We start from the raw sequence: 21,448 nt of genomic DNA on the forward strand, positions 1-21,448 counted from the left end.
CACCTGAATTGAACTGACGCCTTGACATGTTACCGACCAGTAACTAATATCGCAACACCATTGTGACTGATCTGTCACAAGTCCTTTACGCGAACCGTAATAATACGAACGACGCAAGCCTGTTTTGGCGAAGCGTCGACTGGAGAACCAATGAACTGGGCGGCGAGACTGATTGGCGGACGCTTCCACTACGGCTGGCTGACCGTGGCGGTGGTGTTTCTGGTACTGCTGGCGGCGGCCGGAACGCGCGCCACGCCGAGTGTGATGATGGTGCCGCTCGAGCATCAATTCGGCTGGAGCCGCGCGACGATCTCGCTGGCCATTTCCGTGAACATCGCGCTGTACGGGCTGATGGGGCCATTCGCGGCGGCTGCGATGCAGCGCTTCGGGGTGCGGCCCACGCTGCTGGTCGCGCTCGGCACGATGGCCGCGGGCGTGGCGCTGTCATCGCTGATGACACATCCGTGGCAGATGGTGTTGATCTGGGGCGTGATGGTCGGCGGCTCGACGGGGGTCGCGGCGCTGTCATTGTCGGCGACCGTGGTGACGCGCTGGTTCACGACCCGCCGCGGCCTCGTGATGGGCATTCTCACGGCGAGTTCGGCCACCGGCCAACTGGTGTTCCTGCCGATGCTCGCGGCCATCGCCGAGCATTACGGCTGGCGCCAGGTCGTGTGGGTCGTCGCGCTGGCGGCGGCGATCGTGATTCCGCTGGTCGCATTTCTGTTGCCGGAACGCCCGGTGGACATGAAACTGCGCCCATATGGCGAACCGCACGACGCACCGGTCACGAGCACCGTCACCAAACAGAATCCGCTCGCCATTGCGTTTGGAACGCTCGCGATGGCGAGCAAGACGCGCGATTTCTGGCTGCTGTTCTTCAGTTTCTTCATCTGCGGCGCGAGCACCAACGGCTATGTCGGCACCCATCTGATCGCGATGTGCGGCGACTACGGCATGACCGAGGTGCAGGGTGCGTCGCTGCTCGCCGCGATGGGCATCTTCGATCTGTTTGGCACGACGTTGTCGGGTTGGCTGTCGGACCGCTTCAATAGCCGCGTGCTGCTGTTCTGGTATTACGGTCTGCGCGGCTTGTCGCTGATGTATCTGCCGCATGCGTTCGGTATCGACTTCTTTGGCTTGCCGCTGTTCGCGGTGTTCTACGGGCTCGACTGGATCGCCACAGTTCCGCCGACCGTGCGTCTCGCGACGGACGTGTACGGCAAGGAATCGGCGCCGGTAGTGTTCGGCTGGGTGGTCGCGGGCCACCAGCTCGGCGCGGCGTTCGCGGCGCTCGGCGCGGGCATGCTGCGCGCGAGCCTGGGCACTTATACGGTGGCGTCGATGATTTCGGGTGGCCTGTGCCTCGTCGCCGCGGTGATCGTGTTGCGGATCAACCGGCCGGCGAAGGTGCCGGAGCCCCAAGCGGTATAAAGCTGGGCGCCGCGAGCGCGATAAAGCAACAAGCAACGGCCCCAAACGGGCCGTTTTTTTGCAGCCAACGTGGAAACAAACTGCTCGCTTATTGGACCGCGTGCGCCGAAGCCCGGTTATGCTATGTCACCTCGGGCAGCCGCCCGGCGATCATGAATTTCGACCGAGAGAAGCGCATGGCCAACAAACCCGCCCCTACCGAAGTTGCCATTCACGAGCTTATTGGAGGCCGCTGGAGCCCGCGCGCGTATTCGAGCGAGCCGGTCAGCCGCGAGCATCTGCGCTCCGTGCTCGAAGCAGCACGCTGGGCGCCGTCTTCGTACAACGCGCAACCGTGGCGCTTTCTTGTATTCGATCGCAGCGTCGACGAAGTTTCGTTCAAGCAGGCTTTCGCGACGCTGGTGCCGTTCAACCAGGGCTGGAATTCGCGCGCGCCGGTGCTGATCGCCGTGACTGTGCACACGCTGACCAGCAAGGGCGAAGTGAATCGCTGCGCCCAGTACGACGCGGGCGCCGCCGCGATGGCGCTGGTGTTGCAGGCGCATGCGCTCGGACTTGCCGCGCATCAGATGAGCGGTTTCGACCCGAACGCGTTCCGCACGGCGTTCGCGCTGCCGAACGACGTGGACGCAATCGCGATCATTTCGCTCGGCCATTACGGTGAGATCGACAAGCTGGATCCGGTGCTGCGCGAACGTGAGAAGTCGGTGCGCCAGCGTCTGCCGCTGGCGGATATCGCCTACGGCGGCGGCTGGAAAAAAGCCCTCTGAGCGGCTTGCCGCGCTCGGTGCAAAGCAAAATGCGCGGCGCCGTCCGCGCGTTTTTTATTCCGCGCCGTCCGCGACGCTCGACAGCGGCGTCGCCACATGCTCTAGCGATTTGCGCTCCGCATCCACGCCCCAGATCGCCGCGACCACGGCTGCCACGAGCATCAGCCCCGACCCGACCAGATAGCCCGAGAACACTTCGCTGCGCTGGTGCGTGTCGATCAGCCGGCCAAAGAACGCCGGCCCGATAATGCCGCCGAGCGCCGTCCCGAACGCATAAAAGACCGCAATCGCCAGCGCGCGGATTTCGAGCGGAAACGATTCGCTGACCGTCAGATAAGCCGAACTCGCCGCCGCCGACGCGAAGAAGAAAATCACCATCCAGGCAATCGTCTGCGTGACGACGGTGAGCATCTGCTGCTCGAACAGATAGCCGCTCAACGTCAGCAGGATCGCGGACATGCCGTAGGTCACCGCGATCATCTTGCGTCGTCCGATCACGTCGAAGAGCCGGCCGAGCAGCAGCGGGCCGAGAAAATTGCCGAGTGCGAAGGGCAGCAGATACCAGCCGATGTGATCGCCCGGCACCTGATAGAAATCGGTGAGCACGAGCGCGTAGGTGAAGAAAATCGCGTTGTAGAAGAACGCCTGCGCGGTCATCAGCGTTAGGCCGACCAGCGCGCGGCGTCGATGTACATTGAAAAGCGTGTGAAATACCTCGCGCAGCGGCGTATGTCCGCGTGCGCGCAGCCGCAGTCGCGTCAGTTGGTCGTCGGACAGCGCGTGGCCTTCACGGTGAAAACGCGCCTCGATTCCTTCGACGATCGAGCGCGCGTCGCGCTCGTCACCGTGCGTGAGTAGCCAGCGCGGGCTTTCGGGAATCCAGATGCGCATTGGCAAAATCCCCAGCGCCAGCACCGCGCCGATAAAGAAGCACGCGCGCCAGCCCAAGTCGGCAGGCAGGAGATTCGGATCGAGCAGCACCAGCGAGCCCGCCGCGCCAAGGCCGGCGCCCACCCAGAACGTGCCGTTGATGCCCAGATCGGTCCAGCCGCGTACCCGGGCCGGTGTGAACTCCTGAATCGTCGAATTGATTGCCGTATATTCGCCCCCGATCCCCGCGCCGGTCAGGAAACGAAACAGCAGGAAGCTACCCAGATTCCACGAGAACGCGGTCGCCGCGGTGGCGGCCAGATAGAGCGCGAGCGTGATGAAAAACAGCTTACGCCGGCCGAGCCGGTCGGTCAGCCAGCCGAAACCGAGCGCGCCGAGCACCGCGCCGGCAATATACGCGCTGCCCGCGAGACCCACGTCGGCGTTGGAAAAGTGCAACGATGGGCTGGATTTCAACGCACTCGCGACAGCGCCCGCCAAGGTCACCTCCAGACCGTCAAGCAGCCACGTCACGCCCAGTGCCACCACGATCAGCGAGTGAAAGCGGCCCCACGGCAGCCGGTCGAGCCGCGAGGGCAGGTCCGTTTCGATAATTGTGGCGGTTTTCTCGTGAACAGCGGCAGTCGGCGGCGCGCTCATTGCTTGAAATCTCCTCAATCCGGAAATTTGGCGGCGTATCCTGTCGAAAGGAGCAATATTCGTTCCGTCGATCGACACATTGCGATACCGCGGCCGTCGTGAAAACGTAAGTTGATGCTGATCGAGCTTTCGTGATACAAAGCCGCTCCCCTTTCTGTCCGCGCCAGCCGTGAGCGGCGATTCCTGCCATGAACTATTGCGCGATTGACTTCGGTACTTCCAACTCGGCCGTGGCCGTGCCTGACGGCGCTCTGCTGAAGCTCGCGCCGGTCGAGGGCGCCTACACGACGCTGCCCACCTCGGTCTTTTTCAATACCGACGAAGATACCCGCGAATTCGGGCGGGCGGCGCTGGCCGCCTACATCGACGGTTTCGACGGCCGGCTGATGCGCTCGATGAAGAGCATCCTCGGCTCTCCGCTCGCCGAAAACTCCACGGATCTGGGCGACGGCTCCGCGATCAAGTACACGGATGTGATCGCGATTTTCGTCGATCACCTGAAGCGCTCGGCCGAAACGAGCGCCGGTGGCCCGATCAATCGCGCAGTGCTGGGGCGCCCGGTGTTTTTCGTCGACGACGATCCGCGCGCCGATCAGATGGCGCAGCAGCAGCTCGAAGCCGCCGCGCGCTCGGCCGGTCTGCGGGAGATTCACTTTCAGTATGAGCCGATCGCGGCCGCGTTCGACTACGAATCGCATCTGACGGAAGAGGGGCTGGTGCTGGTGGCCGATATCGGCGGCGGCACGTCGGACTTTTCGCTGGTGCGCGTCGGGCCGGAGCGCATGAAGCGCGTCGAGCGCAAGGACGACGTGCTGGCCCACCACGGCGTGCACGTCGCGGGCACGGACTTCGACCGCCGTGTCGAACTGGCGACGATCCTGCGCGAACTCGGCTATCAATCGCTCGATCCGGAAGGGCGCGAGATTCCGAACCGGATCTATTTCGACCTGGCGACCTGGCACCTGATCAACACGGTCTATGCGCCGAAGCGCGTCAGCGAACTCGCGTTGATGCGGCACCTGTTCACCGAGGTCAAGCACCACGACCGCCTGATGCGCGTCGTGGAACGCCGCCTCGGGCATGCGCTGGCGGCGCATGCGGAAGAGGCGAAGATCGGCGTGGCGGCGGGCGGCGAGACTTTGATCGATCTCGACGAAGTGGAAGACGACCTGCGCCTCGCGTTCGACGAAGCCCAGCTCATCCAGGCCGGTCAGGACGAAACGCAGCGCATCGTGCAGGCGGCGCGCGACACGGTCCAGGCGGCCGGCGTCGCGCCGCGCGACGTCGGCGCGATTTACTTTACGGGTGGCTCGACTGGTTTGGCGTTTCTATCGGGCGCATTGGCGGCGGCGTTTCCGGATGCTAAAGCGGTATTCGGCGATCGCCTCGCCAGCGTCGCGACGGGACTCGGTATTCACGCGCGGCGTTTGTTCGGTTAACCAACACAAACTAATCGGCCGCATACTGCGGAGTTAATCCGCGCATTCAGTTCCGACGGATATAAAAAAACCCCGCCGAGGCGGGGTTTTTTTGCGTCCAGAAGGAAGCGTGTTGCTTACACCGGCTTGATGTTAGCAGCTTGCTTGCCCTTCGGGCCCGTCTTCACTTCAAACGTAACCTTTTGGTTTTCTTGCAGCGTCTTGAAGCCTTCCGTGCGGATTTCCGAGAAATGCGCGAACAGATCTTCGCCGCCGCCGTCCGGCGTGATGAAGCCAAAGCCCTTTGCGTCATTGAACCACTTGACGGTACCGGTTTCCATATTACTTGTTCCTAAAGATGGTAAATAAGGCCGAAGCCCAGAGGGTGCATGAAAATCAAGGAAGGGGGTAATGGGACCAACCGGAGTACCGTTGATGGGCGAACTACGAAAGACCAATTCACTCGCCGCTTGAAATCCTGCCCGGACGTTATACGGCGATTTTGAGAGAAGGTCAACAGTCTCCTCAAATCTTTACGAATACTTGGGCTCTTGGTACGGTTTTTGCTTACAAAGCTTGCTATTCGTCCGAATTTTTAACCAGGGAGAACCCTTCGCTGCAGCAAGACGGTGCAACCGTTAAACTACGCGCCGCGCGACGGTTGCACCTTTCGAGAATGTATCCGTCGCGTATGCATGCGCGTCACCCGTCTCCCAACGCCATAAGCGATGTCACGCGGTGCCGACATGGTTCTGATACAGGAGAAGATGTGAAAAGTTCTATACAACGGAACATCGGGCCGTTCGCGCTTTTGCTGACCGGCTTGGGTTCGATCATCGGATCGGGCTGGCTGTTCGGCGCGTGGAAGGCTGCAAAAATTGCCGGCCCCGCTGCCATTTGCGCATGGGTCATCGGCGCGGTCGTGATTCTCGCGATTGCGCTGACCTACGCGGAACTCGGCGCGATGTTCCCGGAATCCGGCGGCATGGTGCGTTACGCGCGCTATTCGCACGGTGCGCTGGTCGGCTTCATCAGCGCGTGGGCCAACTGGATCGCGATCGTTTCGGTGATTCCGATCGAAGCGGAAGCGTCCATTCAATATATGAGTACGTGGCCCTATCCCTGGGCGCATGCGCTATTCGTCGGCGGATCGTTGACCACGAACGGGCTGTTGCTGTCGGCCGGGCTCGTGATCATTTACTTCCTGCTGAACTACTGGGGCGTGAAGCTGTTCGCGCGCGCCAATTCGGCGATCACGATCTTCAAGTTCCTGATCCCCGGCGCGACGATCCTCGGCTTGATGCTGACCGGCTTCCACAAGGAAAACTTCGGCGAAGTGAGCACGTTCGCGCCGTATGGCTGGTCCTCCGTGCTGACGGCGGTGGCGACGAGCGGCATCGTGTTCGCGTTCAACGGCTTCCAGAGCCCGATCAACCTCGCCGGTGAGGCGCGCAATCCGGCCAAGAGCGTGCCGTTCGCGGTGATCGGCTCGATCCTGCTCGCGCTGGTGATCTACGTGTTGCTGCAAATCGCGTATATCGGCGCGGTGAACCCGAGCGACGTGATGAAGGGCTGGAGCCACTTCAACTTCGCATCGCCGTTCGCGGAACTCGCGATCGCGCTCAACCTGAACTGGCTGGCGATCCTGCTGTACGTCGACGCATTCGTCAGCCCGAGCGGTACCGGTACGACCTATATGGCGACCACCACCCGCATGATCTACGCGATGGAGCGCAACAACACGATGCCGAAGATGTTCGGCAACGTCCACCCATTCTATGGCGTGCCGCGTCAGGCGATGTGGTTCAACCTGTTCGTGTCGTTTATTTTCCTGTTCTTCTTCCGCGGCTGGAGTTCGCTGGCGGCGGTGATTTCGGTCGCCACCGTGATCTCGTACCTGACGGGGCCGATCAGCCTGATGGCGTTGCGCCGCGCGGCGACCGACCTGGAGCGTCCGCTGCACATCGTCGGCATGAAGCTGATCGCGCCGTTCGCGTTCGTGTGCGCGTCGCTGATCCTGTACTGGGCCAGGTGGCCGCTCACCGGCGAAATCATTCTGCTGATGGTCGTCGCGCTGCCGGTGTACTTCTACTTCCAGGCGAAGTCGGGTTTTGCCGGCTGGGGCCGCGATCTGAAGGCGGCATGGTGGCTGGTCGCTTACCTGCCCATCATGGCGATTCTGTCGCTGATCGGCAGCAAGGAATTCGGCGGCTTCGGCATCCTGCCGTACGGCTGGGACATGCTGGTGGTGATTGCTTTCTCGCTGGTGTTCTACTACTGGGGCGTCAATAGCGGCTACCGCTCCGAGTACCTGGAAGAGCGTCAGACCCACGACGAAGTGCTCGAAGGCATGGGCGCGCACTAAGCGCCGCGCTCAGCCAGTCGGCCGGATCGCGCTTCGGTCCAAACGTTAAAAAGCCCGCCTGAGTTGCTCAGGCGGGCTTTTTTCGTGAGTGCCCGGCGGTGCAGAGTCAGGTGGTGCCGAACACGTAGTTCGTCATCGCGAGCGAGCGCTGGTAAGTGCCGAGCGACTGGATCGCCAGCAAATAATCGTCGTCCGCCGCTCCCAGTGCAGCGAATACCGGCAAGAGATGCTCGTCGGTCGGATGCATCAGCACGGCGTGCGGGGCCTGGCGCCGATAGTCCAGCAGCGCGTCGACGTCGTGCGCGGCGAGCTTTGCCTCGAACCAGTCGGTGAATTCAGTGACGCGCGGGTCGGCATCTTCAGGGCGCGCGGAGAAGTCGGCGGCGCGCAGATTGTGCGTGATCTGGCCGGAGCCGATCACCATCACGCCGTCGTCTTTCAGCGCGCGCAGCGCGCGGCCCACGCGGAAATGGTGCGCGGCGTCCTTGTGCGGCTGGATCGACAACTGCGCGATCGGCAAGTCGGCATGCGGAAACATCAGCAGCATCGGCACCCACGCGCCGTGATCGAGCCCGTGCGGCTGGACGTCCGCGAGGATGCCGCTCTCCCCGAGCAGCGTGGCCGCGCGGCGCGCGACCTCGGGCGCACCCGGCGCTGGGTACTGAATTTCGTACAACTGACGTGGAAAGCCGTAGAAATCGTGGATGGTTTCCGGCGCGGTGGCGGTGCTCGCCAGCGGCTCGGCGGTTCCCCAGTGTGCCGACAACATCAGCACGGCTTCCGGACGCGGTAGTTGGGCACTCAGCGCGCCGAATTCCGCGGACGGCATCGACGGATCGATCGGCAGCGTGGGTGCGCCGTGGGAAAGGAAAAGCGAGGGTAGGCGGTTCATGGCAGCAACGCAGCCGCGAGGACGCGGCGCAGAGGTTGTATTGCAACCACTATAAGCCCGCACTGTAGTTTGATAAACGGGCAAAAACAGAATTGATTATGTCGAGGCTGTTTTCAATTGGCGCGGGGTGGAGCATGCGCGCCCCATGCCACAGGAAGCCCGCGCGTTACTCTTGAGCGCCCCGCAAACCCGCCCACGCGGGTGACAAAGCCGGCCCCAGCGCGAATAGATCCAGCACACGCGCGACGGTGTGATCGACCATTTCGTCAATCGACGCAGGCTGGTTGTAGAACGCGGGCAGTGGCGGGAAGATCACGCCGCCCATTTCGGTGACGGCGGTCATATTGCGCAGATGCGCGAGATTGAACGGCGTTTCGCGCACAAGCAGCACGAGGCGGCGGCGCTCCTTGAGCGTGACATCGGCCGCGCGCGTGATCAGATTGTCGGAAAAACCGTGCGCGACGCTCGCGAGCGTTTTCATCGAGCAGGGGGCGACCACCATGCCGTCGGTGGCAAACGAGCCGGACGCGATGCTCGCGCCGACGTCGCGCACCGAATGGACGACATCCGCGAGCGGATGCACGTCATCTTTGCCCAACTGGAGTTCGTGCTGGATATTGAGCCAGCCTGCGTTCGAAATCAGCAGGTGGCTCTCGACGCCGCCTAGCCGACGCAGCGTCTCGAGTAACCGGATGCCGTAGATGGCCCCGGTTGCACCGGTGATCGCGACGATCAGCCGGTGTGGCACCGCTGGGCGTGTTTCCATGGCTTGCGGCGCCTTGATGATGCGGATACGTGGAGCGCGCAGCTGCTCAGGCCGCGGCGAACAGTTGCTGCAGTTCGCCCGATTCGTACATTTCCATCATGATGTCCGAACCGCCGATGAATTCGCCCTTCACGTAGAGCTGCGGAATGGTCGGCCAGTTCGAGAACACCTTGATACCCTGGCGGACTTCGTCGTCTTCGAGCACGTTGACGGTTTTGATTTCGCCGGCGCCGCACGCTTTCAGAATCTGGATAGCGCGGCCCGAAAAGCCGCACATCGGGAACTGGGCGGTGCCCTTCATGAAGAGGACGATGTTGTTATCGTCGACGATTTGCTTGATGCGTTGTTGCGTATCCATGACTGACCTTGCGGTTCCGTGATGTGTGGGGAATAGGCTGAAATGATAGCGGATTTCGGTACGCGTGGCCGAGGGACGTCTTGTCCGTGTGTCGACTGTGGGTATTCAGATCATGCAGCAGGCTAGCCGCCGAGCCTGCCGCCGCTGATCCGCTCGATACCGGCGAGATCCCGTTCCGAGCATACCCGCGCGAAACCTTGCGTGCTGAGCAGCCCACGCACGGCTTCAGCCTGGTCGTAGCCGTGCTCGATCCATAATGCGCCATTCACGGCGAGGCGTGCGGGCGCGCCCGCAATGATCGTGCGGATCGCGCTGAGGCCATCGGCTTCATCGGTGAGCGCGCCGCGCGGCTCGAAGCGCAGATCGCCTTCCGACAGATGCGGATCGCCGCAGGCGATATACGGCGGATTGCTGACGATCAAGTCGAAGCGCAGCGCGGGGTCGAGCGAGTCGTACCAGTCGCTTCGATCGAGCGCGACGACGCCGCCCTGGCGTTTCGCATCCAGCAGGCGAGCGGCGTTGCGCACGGCCACCGCCAGCGCCTCGGCGGAGTGGTCGAGCGCCCACACCTGCGCGTCGGGCCGCGTCGCCGCAATCGCCACGGCAATCGCGCCGGTGCCGGTGCCGAGATCGAGCACGCGGGGCCGCGAGATGTTTTCGAGTGTGGCCAGCGCGGTCTCGACCAGCAATTCGGTTTCCGGACGCGGAATCAGCACGTGCGGCGTGACTTCGAAGTCCAAACCGAAAAACTCCCGCGCGCCGACCAGTTGTGCGACCGGTTCCCCCGCCATGCGCCGCGCTTCCAGCGCCTGGTAACGCTCGACGCTCGCGCGTTCGAGTGGTTCGTCGCCGCGCGTGATCAGCTGCGTGCGCCTCCAGCCGAGCACGTGCGTGAGCAGAATCCGCGCTTCTGATGGCGGCAGCGGCGACGCGCGCAACAGCGCGTCGGCCGTTGCCGAAGTCTCCGGTGTGGCCGGATGGGCCGGGTGGTCTGGCTTGGCGGGCATCATTGGCAGCGTCAGTCCGCGTCGCCGAGCGAGGCGAGCAATTCAGCCTGATGCTCGCTGACCAGCGCCGCGATCAGCTCGTCCAGATCGCCGTCCATGATCGCGTCGAGGCGATAGAGCGTCAGATTGATCCGATGGTCGGTCAGACGCCCCTGCGGGAAGTTGTACGTGCGAATCCGCTCCGAACGGTCGCCGGAGCCGATCAGGTTCTTGCGCGTGGCGGCTTCCTTCGCCTGCTGCTCGTGCGACTGCTTGTCCTTGATGCGCGCGGCCAGCACCTTCAGCGCGCGGTCCTTGTTCTTGTGCTGCGAGCGGTCGTCCTGACATTCGACGACGATGCCGGTCGGCAAGTGCGTGACGCGCACCGCGGAGTCGGTCTTGTTGATGTGCTGGCCGCCCGCGCCCGACGCGCGGAACGTGTCGATGCGCAGATCGGCGGGATTGATCTCGACTTCGCCGATTTCGTCGGCTTCCGGCATTACCGCGACCGTGCAGGCGGACGTGTGGATGCGCCCCTGCGTTTCGGTGGCCGGCACACGCTGCACGCGATGGCCGCCGGATTCGAACTTGAGCTTCGAATACGCGGCCTCACCGGCGATCCGCACGATCACCTCCTTGTAGCCGCCGAGATCCGATTCGCTCGCCGACATCATCTCGACCTGCCAGCGATTGCGCTCGGCAAAGCGCAGGTACATGCGCAGCAGATCGCCCGCGAACAGCGCGGACTCGTCGCCGCCCGTGCCAGCGCGGATTTCGACGAAGATGTTGCGGTCGTCGTTCGGGTCTTTCGGCAGCAGCATCTTCTGCAGCTCGGCGCCGAGCTTGTCCATGCGCTCGCGCGCCGCGCGGATTTCCTCTTCCGCGAAGTCGCGCATCGAGGTGTCCGCCAGCAGTTCCTGCGCGGTTTGAGCGTCGTTCATTGCATGACGCCACAGCGCATAATGCTCGACCACCGGTCCAAGCTCGGCATGTTCGCGTGTCAGCTTGCGGTATTGGTCGAGATTCGAGGTGATGTCCTCGCGGCTCAACAGGTCGTTCAGTTCGGCCAGCCGCGTGGTGAGCTGGTCGAGCTTGCGTTGCATGCTCGTTTTCATCGGACGGGTTTCGGAGCGGGCTCCGGCAAGGACGGCGACTAGGGGAAGTGGGCGGATGCCCTGAACGGAAGCACATCGCGCGCCACTTGCGGGCGGCGCGACAGCGCGGCGCTGACTGCGCCGCTAACGCTCCGTGGAACCGGAGTGCTTGTAGAAACCGCTCATCAGTTCGATGAGCGTGTCACGGTTTTCGCTGCTCGCGCGGTTGAGCGCGTGCGTGGGGCCGTGGATCAGCTTGTTGGTGAGCGCTTGCGACAACGCTTCGAGCACCGCTGCTGGATCGTCGCCGCGCGCGAGCATTTTCTGTGCACGTTCGACTTCGGCGCGGCGCAGCACGTCGGCCTGCGTATGCATGTGACGGATGACAGGGACGATGCTGCGCGCGTCGAGCCATTGCATGAAATTCTGCACGCGCGTTTCGATGATCGACTCGGCCTGCGCGACTGCGGCTTGCCGCGACGCATTGCCTTCGCGGACGATCGCGCCGAGGTCGTCGACGGTGTACAGGAATACGTCTTCCAGCTGGCCGGCTTCGGGTTCGATATCGCGCGGAACGGCCAGGTCGACCATGAAGATCGGCCGGTGACGACGAGCTTTGACCGCCCGCTCGACCGCGCCGAGGCCGATGATCGGTAACGTGGACGCAGTGCACGACACGATGATGTCGAACTCGTGCATGCGCGTCGGCAGTTCCGACAGCGGAATAGCCCGGCCGTTGAAGCGCTCGGCGAGACGCGAACCGCGCTCGGCCGTGCGATTGGCGACCACCAGTTCACGCGGGTGCTGCGCGGCGAAGTGGGTCGCGCACAATTCGATCATTTCGCCCGCGCCGATGAACAGCACGCGCTGATTGGAAATCTTGTCGAAAATGCGCTGCGCGAGCCGCACCGCGGCCGCCGCCATGGAAACCGATTGGGCGCCGATCTCAGTCGTGCTGCGCACTTCCTTCGCGACCGCGAAGGTGCGCTGGAACAACTGGTTCAGATAGGTGCCGAGCGCGCCGGCTTCGGACGCGGTGCGCACCGCATCCTTCATTTGTCCGACGATTTGCGTCTCGCCCAGCACCATGGAGTCGAGCCCCGACGCGACGCGGAATGCGTGGCGAACCGCTTCGGACTGCGGCAGCGCATAGACGTGCGGCGCCAGTTCGTCGATCGGCAGGTTGTGGTACTTCGAAAACCACTGGACTGCGGCTTCGCGCGCGGCGTGGTCGTCGGTGGCGCAATAGAGCTCGGTGCGATTGCAGGTGGACAGAATCGCCGCTTCCGGCGCCGTGCGGGCCGTGCGGCCGAGCCAGACGCCTTTGAACGTCTCCAATGCAGGCTTGATCTGTTCGAGCGGAAACGCCACGCGTTCGCGCAAGGCGACAGGCGCAGTGTGGTGATTGATTCCGATCGTTAGAAGCTGCATTTTGGGGAGCTATGGTTTGGCTAAACATTATAGCGTTTCCACGATTCTTACATCTTGGACGCGTCTTCCTGCGCAGCGGCGTCCTGTGGGATGGCGTCGAGCTGATAGCCGTAGCCGTAGACCGGCGTCAGGCTATAGCCAAGCTCGGGGCGCAACTGAAGTTTGCTGCGCACGCGCGACGCGTGCGTGTCGATGGTGCGCGACTTCACGTCGCGACGGCGTGCCCACACGGTTTCGAGAATATGCGCGCGCGACACCGGGCGCGCCAGATTGTTGAACAGCATCAACGCAAGGCGGAATTCCTTTGGGGTCAGGATCACCGTCCTGTTGCGGTAGGTGACGGCGAAGTGCGCCGCGTCGAACGCATAACCGCCGATGGTGTCGCGCCGCCGGTTGGCCGGCCGCCGCAGTCCCGCGCGGCGCAAGAGCGCGTCCACCCGCGCCAGCATCTCCGGGCCGCGAACCGGTTTGCTCAGGCAGTCGTCGGCGCCGGCATGCAGTGCGGCGACGATCTGGCTCTCGCGCGGCGCCGACATCAGCACGATGACCGGCAGGCTTGGCAGGATGGAGCGCGCGCGCGGGATCACGTCTTCGGCCGGGTGGTCGCCGGCCCAGTTTTCGGTGATCAGAAGGTCGAAGAATTCGTCGTTGGCGCGATGCAGGAACGACGCGCTGGTGGTGAAGTGCTGGCACACATGGCCGCCGGCGAAGATCAGCCGGTCGACCAGTTTGGCGTGTTGGACATCCGGTTCGATGAGGGCGATTCGCATGGCGCGGCTTCAGGTTGGCGACGACTGGGAGGCGGCTTGTCCGTGAGGCCTGCCCAACTTGCCTAACATCACCCCGACCCCTAAACTCAACCGCTATGCGGAAAGCGCCGCGCTGAACTTCAAGTTAATGAGACAAAAAATGCTAGCTGTCCTCAACCCCTGCGCCTATCAGACGAATCTGAAAATGCGCGGGGCCGCTCGCTGATGGGGTGGCCCGGCATCGTCGTGTTGGGGGCGGCAATCGGTCTGGCGGGGTGGTGGTTCCATCCGCTGCGCCGTGCGAGCCGCGCCGGTTGGTGGATGGCGCTGCTGGCCGGCGTGCTCGGCGCGGCGGTCGCGCGCATGGCCGGCAACGTGACAGGTCTCTTTCATGACGGCGATACGCTCGAATGGCCGGTATGCACCGCCATCGCATTGATCGCCGTTGCCGCGACGGTCGGCTTGCTTTCCCGTCGATAAATACTTGCAGGTGAATCCGATGAATGCCCGACTCCCCGAAACTTCCTCCATTCCCGAACGCCTCGCGAGCTTGCGCAGCGCGATGGCGCGCGAAGGCGTGGCCGCCTATCTGGTGCCGTCCGCGGACCCGCATCTGTCCGAATATCTGCCCGAGCGCTGGCAGGGACGCCTGTGGCTGTCCGGTTTCACCGGTTCGGCCGGCACGCTGGTCGTCACCGCCGACTTCGCCGGCGTCTGGACGGACAGCCGCTATTGGGAGCAGGCCAACGCCCAACTGGCCGGCACCGGCGTTCAGCTTATGAAGATGACCGGCGGCCAGCAAACCGCGCCGCATGTCGACTGGCTCGCGCAGAATGTGGCGGCGGGCGGCACGGTCGGCGTGGACGGCGCAGTGCTCGGTCTGGCGGCGGCGCGGGCGTTGAGCGAGGCGCTCAGCGCGCGCGGCGTGCAACTGCGCACCGACGTCGATCTGTTCGACGCAATCTGGCCGCAGCGTCCATCGCTGCCGACAGCCACCGTGTTCGAACACGCCGCGCCGCACGCGAGCGTCGAGCGTGCGGAAAAGCTCGCGCGGATTCGCCAGGCAATGGCGGACAAGGGCGCGCAATGGCATTTCGTCTCCACGCTCGACGACCTCGCGTGGCTGCTGAATTTGCGCGGCGCCGACGTCAGCTATAACCCGGTATTCGTCGCGCACGCGTTGATCGGCGTCGATCGCGTGGCGCTCTTCGTCGCCGACGGCAAAGTGTCGCCGGAGCTGGCCGACTTGCTGGCGCGGGACGGCATCAGCGTCGAGGCGTATGCGAAGGCCGCGGACGCGCTCGCCGCGCTGCCCGCCGGCAGCACGCTGCTGATCGACCCGCGCCGCATCACCTATGGATCATTGCAATCGGTGCCGTCGACGGTCAAGGTGGTCGAAGCCGTCAATCCGTCCACTTTCTTCAAATCGTGCAAGACCGCGGCGGAATCCGAGCATGTGCGCGCGACGATGGAGCAGGACGGCGCGGCGCTAGCCGAATTCTTCGCGTGGTTCGAAAGTGCGTTGGGCCGCGAGACCATCACCGAGCTGACCATCGACGAACGCCTGACGGCAGCGCGCGCGCGTCGTCCGGGCTTCGTGTCGTTGAGCTTCGCGACGATTGCGGGCTTCAACGCGAACGGCGCGATGCCGCACTACCGCGCGACCCAGGAAGCGCATTCGGTGATCGAGGGCAACGGCCTGTTGCTGATCGACTCCGGCGCGCAGTATCTGAGCGGCACCACCGACATCACGCGGGTCGTGCCGATCGGCACCCCCAGCGACGCGCAGCGGCGCGATTTCACGATCGTGCTCAAGGGCACGATGGCGTTGTCGCGCGCGCAATTCCCGCGCGGCATCCGTTCGCCGATGCTCGACGCGATCGCCCGCGCGCCCATCTGGGACGCCGGCGCCGATTACGGCCACGGCACCGGTCACGGGGTGGGCTACTTCCTGAACGTGCACGAAGGGCCGCAGGTGATCTCGCATTACGCGCCGGCCGAACCTTGGACCGCGATGGAAGAGGGGATGATCACATCGGTCGAACCGGGCATCTACCGGCCGGGCAAGTGGGGCGTGCGGATCGAAAACCTCGTGCTGAACGTGCCGGCCGGGAAGACCGAGTTCGGCGACTTCCTCAGGTTCGAGACGCTGACGCTGTGTCCGATCGACACGCGCTGCCTCGACCTGTCGCTGCTGCGCGACGACGAGCGCGCGTGGCTCAACGCGTATCACGAGACGGTGCGCGCGCGGCTGTCGCCGCATGTGTCCGGCGACGCGAAAGCGTGGCTCGAGTTGCGCACGCAACCCATCTGAGCGCGGCAACGACTTGGCTAACGGAGAATGCATGGCGATCAAGGCAGTGGTGTTCGATTTCGGCGGCGTGCTGATCGACTGGAGTCCCGAGTATCTGTATCGCGAACTGATCCCTGACGAAACCGAGCGCCACTGGTTTCTGACTCACGTCTGCTCGATGGACTGGGTGATCCGCCAGGACGGCGGCCAGCCGATCGTCGAGGCCACCGACGAGCTGATCGCAAAGTTTCCCGATCACGCGGCGCTGATCCGCGCGTTCTACGAGCGCTGGCACGAGATGGTGGCCGGCGTGCTGGAAGAGGGTGTCGCGATCATGGAAAAGCTCGAAGCCGCCGGCGTGCCGCTGTTCGGGCTGACCAACTGGTCGGCCGAGACCTTTCCGTATGCTTGGGAGCATTACCCGGTGCTGCGACGGTTTCGCGACATCGTCGTGTCGGGACGGGTGAAGCTGGTGAAGCCCGATCCGGCGATCTTCGCGGCCATGCGCGAGCGGATCGACGCGCAAATGCCGGGCATTCAGCCAGCCGAACTGGTTTTTATCGACGACAATCCGAAGAACGCGCAGGCCGCGACGGCGCTCGGATGGCACGGCGTGCATCACACGAGCGCGGCGCAAACCGAGGCGAAGTTGCGCGAGTTGGGATTGCCGGTTTGAGGATCAGGTCCGATTGATGCCGAGAAGGGCGCTTGCGGTTCGCGCGGCGCCCGTTTTGCATGCGGCCTACTGACCCAACAGATTCTTCAACGCGTTCTCGAGCCCTTTCACGGTCTGCCCGGCGCCTTTGGCCACGTCTTCGACGCTCACGCCTAGCGCCTTTGCGAAGCCGGTACCGATGCGCGTCATGATGCCGTCCCGCACCGAAAATTTCGGGTCGCGCAAATCCCCATCCAGAACGAAGTGCAGCGTGATGTCGCCGTTGTGCGCCTTGAGCGCGGCGACCGCTGCCTTGGTCGGAATCGACAGGAAGGTATCGAGCGGATTGCCGCTGTCGGTGAGTTGCAGATTGTGGACCGTCACCGTGCCGGGTGCGTGCAACTGATAGTTGCGTACCGTCGACTCGACCGTCAGGTCGACCGTGCCGCCTGTCACCTGGGTTCTCGCGCCGGCCTTTTTCAGCAGATATGGATCGAGCGTGACGATATCGACGCCGTGCAGTTTGCTGATGGTCTGCGAATCCCGGCTGGCGATTTTGATCCAGCCGCCGAACGACACGGTGCCGGTGTGCGCCGGGCCTTTGATCGAGCCGCTGACACTGACCCGGGTCGGCTCGCTGAGCGCGGGCAATTGCAGGTTGTCGACGCTCGCGTTAGCGTTGCTGACCGTCACCTTGAACGCGGGCGGCCCGACGGTCATGTCGTAGAAATGGAAGTTGCCCTGTTCGAAGCTGATGTGATCGACCTGCTTGTCGTTCGAAATGGGTGCGACCGGGCCGCCGGCTTCTTGATCGGGGCGGTTCAGCGATTCCCGCAGATTCGGCAGCAAGTTGAGCGAGCCGTCCTTTGTGCGCAGCACGGCCAGGTCGAAACCGCGCACCACCACGCTGCGGATATGCATGCGCCGCGCGAGCAGATCGTGGATGTCGGGAGTGAGGGTGATCTCGTCCGCCCTGAGCGGGGCACCGGCCGGCCAGTTGGGCGGCGCCTTGAGGAGCACGTTCGTGAGATGGACCGCGGTGAGGCTCACGTCGACGCTTTCGGCGCTGCCGAGCGGCCCGAGCGCCGCCACCACGCGATCCTTGACCTGCTGCTGCGCGAACCGCAAGCCGCCGATCACCACGACGATCAACACCAGCAATACGCCGCCCACGGCGACGATCCAGCGGTTGCCTTTCGACATCGCCATGCTTGCCTCCTCGTCATCACTTGCGTGGTGGGCTGTGACTGGCTATTGCGCGTGCTGATTCTGGCGGAACGGCTGCGCTCGCGGAACGACGACATGTATCACGCTGTGGCACGCAATACGTGTGCCCTGGCGCGCATTCCGCTCATGCCGTTTATTCCGCTTGTTCCGGTGATGCGAGGGATGTGCGGCGTGCGCTTGACCGGAACAACAACCCGCGCAACTACCGGAAAAGCGATAGAGGAAACGCTTGGCGGCAAGGCGCGCGAACGACGGTCAAGCGACTCTGAAAAAATGGACCTGCAAACGAGACCAACAAAGCGGACCAACAAAGCGGACCAACAAAGCGGACCAACAAAGCGGACCAACAAAGCGGACCAACAAAGCGGACCAACAAAGCGCGGCCTGCTCCCAACCCACAAGAACAGGCCGCGGCTCGCCACCTTACCGCGTGATCGGCTTGTAACGCAGACGCTTCGGCCGCGCCCCTTCTTCACCGAGACGCGCACGCTTGTCCGCCTCGTATTCCTGGTAGTTGCCGTCGAAGAACGTGATTTGCGAATCGCCTTCGAACGCGAGGATGTGCGTCGCGATCCGGTCGAGGAACCAGCGATCGTGCGAGATCACCAGCACCGAGCCCGCGAACTCGAGCAACGCGTCTTCGAGCGCGCGCAGCGTTTCGACGTCGAGGTCGTTCGAAGGTTCGTCGAGCAGCAGCACGTTGCCGCCCGCGATCAGCGTCTTCGCCAGATGCAAACGACCGCGCTCGCCGCCCGACAGATTGCCGACGATCTTCTGCTGATCGCCGCCCTTGAAGTTGAAGCGGCCGATGTACGCACGCGACGGCGTTTCGTACTTGCCGACCGTCAGCACGTCGGCGCCGCCGGAGATTTCCTCGAACACGCTCTTCGAGCCGTCGAGCGCGTCGCGGCTCTGGTCCACGTAAGCGAGCTTGACGGTCGGGCCTTGCACGATCTCGCCCGAGTCCGGCTGTTCGCGGCCGGTCAGCATGCGGAACAGCGTCGACTTACCGGCGCCGTTCGGCCCGATGATGCCGACGATCGCGCCCGCCGGAATCTTGAAGCTGACGTCGTCGAGCAGCAAACGGTCGCCATACGACTTGCTGACGTTCTTGAACTCGATCACTTCATTGCCGAGACGATCGCCGACCGGAATGAAGATTTCCTGCGTTTCGTTGCGCTTCTGATAGTCCTGGCTGTTCAGTTCCTCGAAGCGGGCGATACGCGCCTTCGACTTCGCCTGACGGCCCTTCGGATTCTGGCGCACCCACTCCAGCTCCTTCTTGATCGCCTTCTGACGCGCCGATTCCGATGATTCTTCCTGCTTAAGACGCTCTTCCTTCTGATCGAGCCAGCTGCTGTAGTTGCCTTTCCACGGAATGCCGTGGCCGCGGTCGAGTTCGAGAATCCACTCGGCTGCGTTATCCAGGAAGTAGCGGTCGTGGGTCACGGCGACGACGGTGCCCGGGAAGCGCGTGAGGAACTGTTCGAGCCAGTCGACCGATTCCGCGTCCAGGTGGTTGGTCGGCTCGTCGAGCAGCAGCATGTCCGGCTTTTCGAGCAGCAGCTTGCACAGCGCGACGCGGCGCTTTTCGCCGCCCGACAGATGCTCGATCTTCGCGTCCCAGGCCGGCAGGCGCAGCGCGTCGGCCGCGATTTCGATCTGCTGCTCGGCGCTGCCGCCATCCGACGTGGCGAGGATCGCTTCGTACTTCGCCTGTTCGGCGGCGAGCGCGTCGAAGTCGGCGTCCGGCTCGGCATAGGCCGCGTAGATTTCGTCGAGCTTCTTCTGCGCGTTGAACACGTCGCCGAGGCCTTCCTCGACCGCTTCACGTACCGTCTTGGTCGGATCGAGCTGCGGCTCCTGCGGCAGATAGCCGATGTTCAGGTTCGGCATCGGCGTGGCTTCGCCCTCGATGTCCTTGTCCACACCGGCCATGATGCGGATCAGCGTCGACTTGCCCGAGCCGTTCAGGCCGAGCAGGCCGATCTTCGCGCCGGGGAAAAACGACAGCGAGATGTCTTTCAGGATTTGACGCTTGGGCGGCACGATCTTGCCGACCCGGTTCATGGTGAAGACGTATTGGGCCATTTGCTTGCAATAGACGTTGACGACGCCGGTCGCGCGGAGGCGGGCAGTCGTGGGTGGATGGGTAATCGGTGTTGAGGCCGGGCGGAGCGCCCGGCGCCGGCCGGCCCGGCGTCGAGTTCAACGACGCGCCGCGCGCGGGCGGTTAGTTCAGGTGGCATTGTACTTCGCGGGCAGGGGTGGGGCGGCAGAGGGCGGCGAGGGGCGTTGGCGCGGGCCCGATTCGCGCGCCGTTCGTCATTCGGACCGCATGCGCTTCGGCTCGGTCTCAGTTCGCGCGCCGTCCTGTCGCCGGATCGAAGAAATGCAGATGCCGCGCCGGCAGCGCCACTTGCAGCGCGTCGCCCGCCGCGGGCCGATGCGCGTGCGGCAAGCGCACCGTCACATCGTGTTTGCCCCAGCGGCCGTGCGCGAGATTGTCCGCGCCGAGCAGTTCGCACGAGTCGACGGTGAGCGTCGCGTGCCCGCCGTCGGCCTGATCCGGGCTCATGTGCTCGGGGCGAATCCCGAGCGTCCATTCGCGTCCCTTGGCGACTTCGCGCCCAATCGACGCCACGCCCGTCAGCGGCAGCTTCGGACCGTTGCCGGCGACATCGAACGTCGCGCCGTCATCCGACACGCGGCCTTCGAGCAGAGTCATCCCCGGCGAACCGATGAAGCTCGCGACGAACACCGTGGCCGGCCGCTCATAGACCTCGGTCGGCGCGCCGATCTGCTCGGCGTGGCCCTTGTTCATCACGATCACGCGCTGCGCCAGCGTCATCGCTTCGATCTGATCGTGCGTCACGTACAGACTCGTGGTGGCGAGGCGCGCGTGCAGGCGCTGGATTTCGAGGCGCATCTGCACACGCAAACGCGCGTCGAGATTCGATAACGGTTCGTCGAACAGAAATACCGCCGGCTCTCTCACGATCGCGCGGCCCATCGCGACGCGCTGTCGTTGGCCGCCGGACAACTCGCGCGGCTTGCGCTGCAATAGCGCTTCGAGTTCGAGAATCTGCGCGGCGGCCTCTACGCGCTTCGCGATCTGCGCGCGCTCGACGCCCGCGATCTTCAGCGCGTAGCCCATGTTCTCGGCCACGCTCATATGCGGGTACAGCGCGTAATTCTGGAACACCATCGCGATGTTGCGGTCCTTCGGCTCCAGCTCGTTGACCACTTTGCCCGCGATCGAAATGCGCCCCTCGGAGATCCGTTCGAGTCCGGCCACCATCCGCAGTAAGGTGGACTTGCCGCAGCCGGACGGGCCCACCATCACGACGAACTCGCCGTCGGCCACGTCCACGTCGATCCCGTGCAGTACGAACTGTTTGCCGTCGTAGGTTTTTTTAACGCCTTGCAGAGTCAGTGCAGCCATGCCGTTTTAGCCTTTCGTTGCTTGCCGCGTTCGCG

19 protein-coding genes are annotated in these 21,448 nt (G+C 63.8%); 7 read left to right on the plus strand and 12 right to left on the minus strand.

The features are described from left to right. The first annotated feature begins 150 nt into the window (after positions 1-150). Positions 151-1,434, plus strand: a complete 1,284-nt coding sequence (locus tag P0D89_RS15840; protein ID WP_408358052.1) for an MFS transporter — start codon at positions 151-153, stop codon at positions 1,432-1,434. 176 nt (positions 1,435-1,610) lie between these two features. Next, positions 1,611-2,204, plus strand: a complete 594-nt coding sequence (locus tag P0D89_RS15845; RefSeq protein WP_408358053.1) for a nitroreductase family protein — start codon at positions 1,611-1,613, stop codon at positions 2,202-2,204. A gap of 54 nt (positions 2,205-2,258) precedes the next feature. On the opposite strand, the gene P0D89_RS15850 is transcribed toward P0D89_RS15845, so the two are convergent. Continuing rightward, positions 2,259-3,734, minus strand: coding sequence for an MFS transporter (locus P0D89_RS15850; protein WP_408358054.1), 1,476 nt, complete (start codon positions 3,732-3,734; stop codon positions 2,259-2,261). A gap of 188 nt (positions 3,735-3,922) precedes the next feature. On the opposite strand from P0D89_RS15850, the gene P0D89_RS15855 reads away from it, so the two are divergent. Continuing rightward, positions 3,923-5,173, plus strand: coding sequence for an Hsp70 family protein (locus tag P0D89_RS15855; protein WP_408358055.1), 1,251 nt, complete (start codon positions 3,923-3,925; stop codon positions 5,171-5,173). Between the two features lie 116 nt (positions 5,174-5,289). On the opposite strand, the gene P0D89_RS15860 is transcribed toward P0D89_RS15855, so the two are convergent. After that, positions 5,290-5,493: a cold-shock protein gene (locus P0D89_RS15860; protein WP_007180251.1), complete on the minus strand. Its 204-nt coding sequence runs from the start codon at positions 5,491-5,493 to the stop codon at positions 5,290-5,292. A 428-nt stretch (positions 5,494-5,921) separates the two neighbouring features. Here P0D89_RS15860 and P0D89_RS15865 point away from each other — a divergent pair, with 428 nt between their 5' ends. Continuing rightward, a complete protein-coding gene (locus P0D89_RS15865; protein WP_408358056.1) occupies positions 5,922-7,517 on the plus strand; it encodes an APC family permease in 1,596 nt (531 codons plus the stop codon). A 106-nt stretch (positions 7,518-7,623) separates the two neighbouring features. On the opposite strand, the gene P0D89_RS15870 is transcribed toward P0D89_RS15865, so the two are convergent. The 7 genes from P0D89_RS15870 to P0D89_RS15900 form a co-directional block, all read right to left on the minus strand. Further along, the gene (locus P0D89_RS15870) at positions 7,624-8,409 is read right to left on the minus strand and encodes a DODA-type extradiol aromatic ring-opening family dioxygenase (protein ID WP_408358057.1); all 786 of its coding nucleotides are present in this window, start codon (positions 8,407-8,409) and stop codon (positions 7,624-7,626) included. A 166-nt stretch (positions 8,410-8,575) separates the two neighbouring features. Continuing rightward, a complete protein-coding gene (locus P0D89_RS15875; RefSeq protein ID WP_408358058.1) occupies positions 8,576-9,175 on the minus strand; it encodes a UbiX family flavin prenyltransferase in 600 nt (199 codons plus the stop codon). Positions 9,176-9,221: 46 nt separating this feature from the next. Continuing rightward, the gene (gene grxD, locus P0D89_RS15880; protein ID WP_408358059.1) at positions 9,222-9,533 is read right to left on the minus strand and encodes a Grx4 family monothiol glutaredoxin; all 312 of its coding nucleotides are present in this window, start codon (positions 9,531-9,533) and stop codon (positions 9,222-9,224) included. A gap of 122 nt (positions 9,534-9,655) precedes the next feature. Further along, positions 9,656-10,540: a peptide chain release factor N(5)-glutamine methyltransferase gene (prmC, locus tag P0D89_RS15885; RefSeq protein WP_408358087.1), complete on the minus strand. Its 885-nt coding sequence runs from the start codon at positions 10,538-10,540 to the stop codon at positions 9,656-9,658. An 11-nt stretch (positions 10,541-10,551) separates the two neighbouring features. Then, positions 10,552-11,634: a peptide chain release factor 1 gene (gene prfA, locus P0D89_RS15890; protein WP_408358060.1), complete on the minus strand. Its 1,083-nt coding sequence runs from the start codon at positions 11,632-11,634 to the stop codon at positions 10,552-10,554. Positions 11,635-11,757: 123 nt separating this feature from the next. Then, positions 11,758-13,044: a glutamyl-tRNA reductase gene (gene hemA, locus P0D89_RS15895; RefSeq protein WP_408358061.1), complete on the minus strand. Its 1,287-nt coding sequence runs from the start codon at positions 13,042-13,044 to the stop codon at positions 11,758-11,760. A gap of 47 nt (positions 13,045-13,091) precedes the next feature. Then, positions 13,092-13,814, minus strand: coding sequence for a response regulator transcription factor (locus tag P0D89_RS15900; protein ID WP_408358062.1), 723 nt, complete (start codon positions 13,812-13,814; stop codon positions 13,092-13,094). A 204-nt stretch (positions 13,815-14,018) separates the two neighbouring features. Between P0D89_RS15900 and P0D89_RS15905 the strand changes: the two genes are divergently transcribed. From P0D89_RS15905 to P0D89_RS15915, 3 genes are read left to right on the plus strand one after another with little or no spacing between them, the layout of a single operon-like run. After that, positions 14,019-14,273: a hypothetical protein gene (locus P0D89_RS15905; RefSeq protein ID WP_408358063.1), complete on the plus strand. Its 255-nt coding sequence runs from the start codon at positions 14,019-14,021 to the stop codon at positions 14,271-14,273. 19 nt (positions 14,274-14,292) lie between these two features. Further along, complete coding sequence (locus P0D89_RS15910; RefSeq protein ID WP_408358064.1) at positions 14,293-16,107, plus strand: aminopeptidase P family protein; 1,815 nt, start codon at positions 14,293-14,295, stop codon at positions 16,105-16,107. Positions 16,108-16,138: 31 nt separating this feature from the next. Then, entirely contained in the window at positions 16,139-16,762 is a 624-nt protein-coding gene (locus P0D89_RS15915; RefSeq protein WP_408358065.1) for an HAD family hydrolase, read from the plus strand. Between the two features lie 66 nt (positions 16,763-16,828). On the opposite strand, the gene P0D89_RS15920 is transcribed toward P0D89_RS15915, so the two are convergent. The 3 genes from P0D89_RS15920 to P0D89_RS15930 form a co-directional block, all read right to left on the minus strand. Next, a complete protein-coding gene (locus P0D89_RS15920) occupies positions 16,829-17,950 on the minus strand; it encodes a DUF748 domain-containing protein (protein WP_408358066.1) in 1,122 nt (373 codons plus the stop codon). A gap of 441 nt (positions 17,951-18,391) precedes the next feature. Then, positions 18,392-20,059 (minus strand): energy-dependent translational throttle protein EttA, encoded by a 1,668-nt coding sequence (gene ettA, locus P0D89_RS15925; RefSeq protein ID WP_408236639.1) that lies wholly within the window; start codon positions 20,057-20,059, stop codon positions 18,392-18,394. A gap of 265 nt (positions 20,060-20,324) precedes the next feature. Then, positions 20,325-21,413 carry a sn-glycerol-3-phosphate import ATP-binding protein UgpC gene (locus tag P0D89_RS15930; protein WP_408358067.1) on the minus strand — a complete coding sequence of 363 codons (1,089 nt, stop codon included), beginning with the start codon at positions 21,411-21,413 and terminating at the stop codon, positions 20,325-20,327. Positions 21,414-21,448: the final 35 nt, after the last annotated feature.

Source organism: Paraburkholderia sp. RL18-085-BIA-A, assembly GCF_046027075.1.
Lineage (GTDB): Bacteria > Pseudomonadota > Gammaproteobacteria > Burkholderiales > Burkholderiaceae > Paraburkholderia.

Bases quoted from the DNA above. Each gene is read 5' to 3' on its own strand.
- P0D89_RS15845 (WP_408358053.1), top strand. From the start codon at position 1,611: ATGGCCAACAAACCCGCCCCTACCGAAGTTGCCATTCACGAGCTTATT.
- P0D89_RS15870 (WP_408358057.1), bottom strand. From the start codon at position 8,409: ATGAACCGCCTACCCTCGCTTTTCCTTTCCCACGGCGCACCCACGCTG.
- P0D89_RS15875 (WP_408358058.1), bottom strand. From the start codon at position 9,175: ATGGAAACACGCCCAGCGGTGCCACACCGGCTGATCGTCGCGATCACC.
- P0D89_RS15850 (WP_408358054.1), bottom strand. From the start codon at position 3,734: ATGAGCGCGCCGCCGACTGCCGCTGTTCACGAGAAAACCGCCACAATT.
- ettA (WP_408236639.1), bottom strand. From the start codon at position 20,059: ATGGCCCAATACGTCTTCACCATGAACCGGGTCGGCAAGATCGTGCCG.
- prmC (WP_408358087.1), bottom strand. From the start codon at position 10,540: ATGCCCGCCAAGCCAGACCACCCGGCCCATCCGGCCACACCGGAGACT.
- P0D89_RS15905 (WP_408358063.1), top strand. From the start codon at position 14,019: ATGGGGTGGCCCGGCATCGTCGTGTTGGGGGCGGCAATCGGTCTGGCG.
- grxD (WP_408358059.1), bottom strand. From the start codon at position 9,533: ATGGATACGCAACAACGCATCAAGCAAATCGTCGACGATAACAACATC.
- hemA (WP_408358061.1), bottom strand. From the start codon at position 13,044: ATGCAGCTTCTAACGATCGGAATCAATCACCACACTGCGCCTGTCGCC.
- P0D89_RS15910 (WP_408358064.1), top strand. From the start codon at position 14,293: ATGAATGCCCGACTCCCCGAAACTTCCTCCATTCCCGAACGCCTCGCG.
- P0D89_RS15930 (WP_408358067.1), bottom strand. From the start codon at position 21,413: ATGGCTGCACTGACTCTGCAAGGCGTTAAAAAAACCTACGACGGCAAA.
- prfA (WP_408358060.1), bottom strand. From the start codon at position 11,634: ATGAAAACGAGCATGCAACGCAAGCTCGACCAGCTCACCACGCGGCTG.
- P0D89_RS15920 (WP_408358066.1), bottom strand. From the start codon at position 17,950: ATGGCGATGTCGAAAGGCAACCGCTGGATCGTCGCCGTGGGCGGCGTA.
- P0D89_RS15900 (WP_408358062.1), bottom strand. From the start codon at position 13,814: ATGCGAATCGCCCTCATCGAACCGGATGTCCAACACGCCAAACTGGTC.
- P0D89_RS15915 (WP_408358065.1), top strand. From the start codon at position 16,139: ATGGCGATCAAGGCAGTGGTGTTCGATTTCGGCGGCGTGCTGATCGAC.
- P0D89_RS15860 (WP_007180251.1), bottom strand. From the start codon at position 5,493: ATGGAAACCGGTACCGTCAAGTGGTTCAATGACGCAAAGGGCTTTGGC.
- P0D89_RS15840 (WP_408358052.1), top strand. From the start codon at position 151: ATGAACTGGGCGGCGAGACTGATTGGCGGACGCTTCCACTACGGCTGG.
- P0D89_RS15855 (WP_408358055.1), top strand. From the start codon at position 3,923: ATGAACTATTGCGCGATTGACTTCGGTACTTCCAACTCGGCCGTGGCC.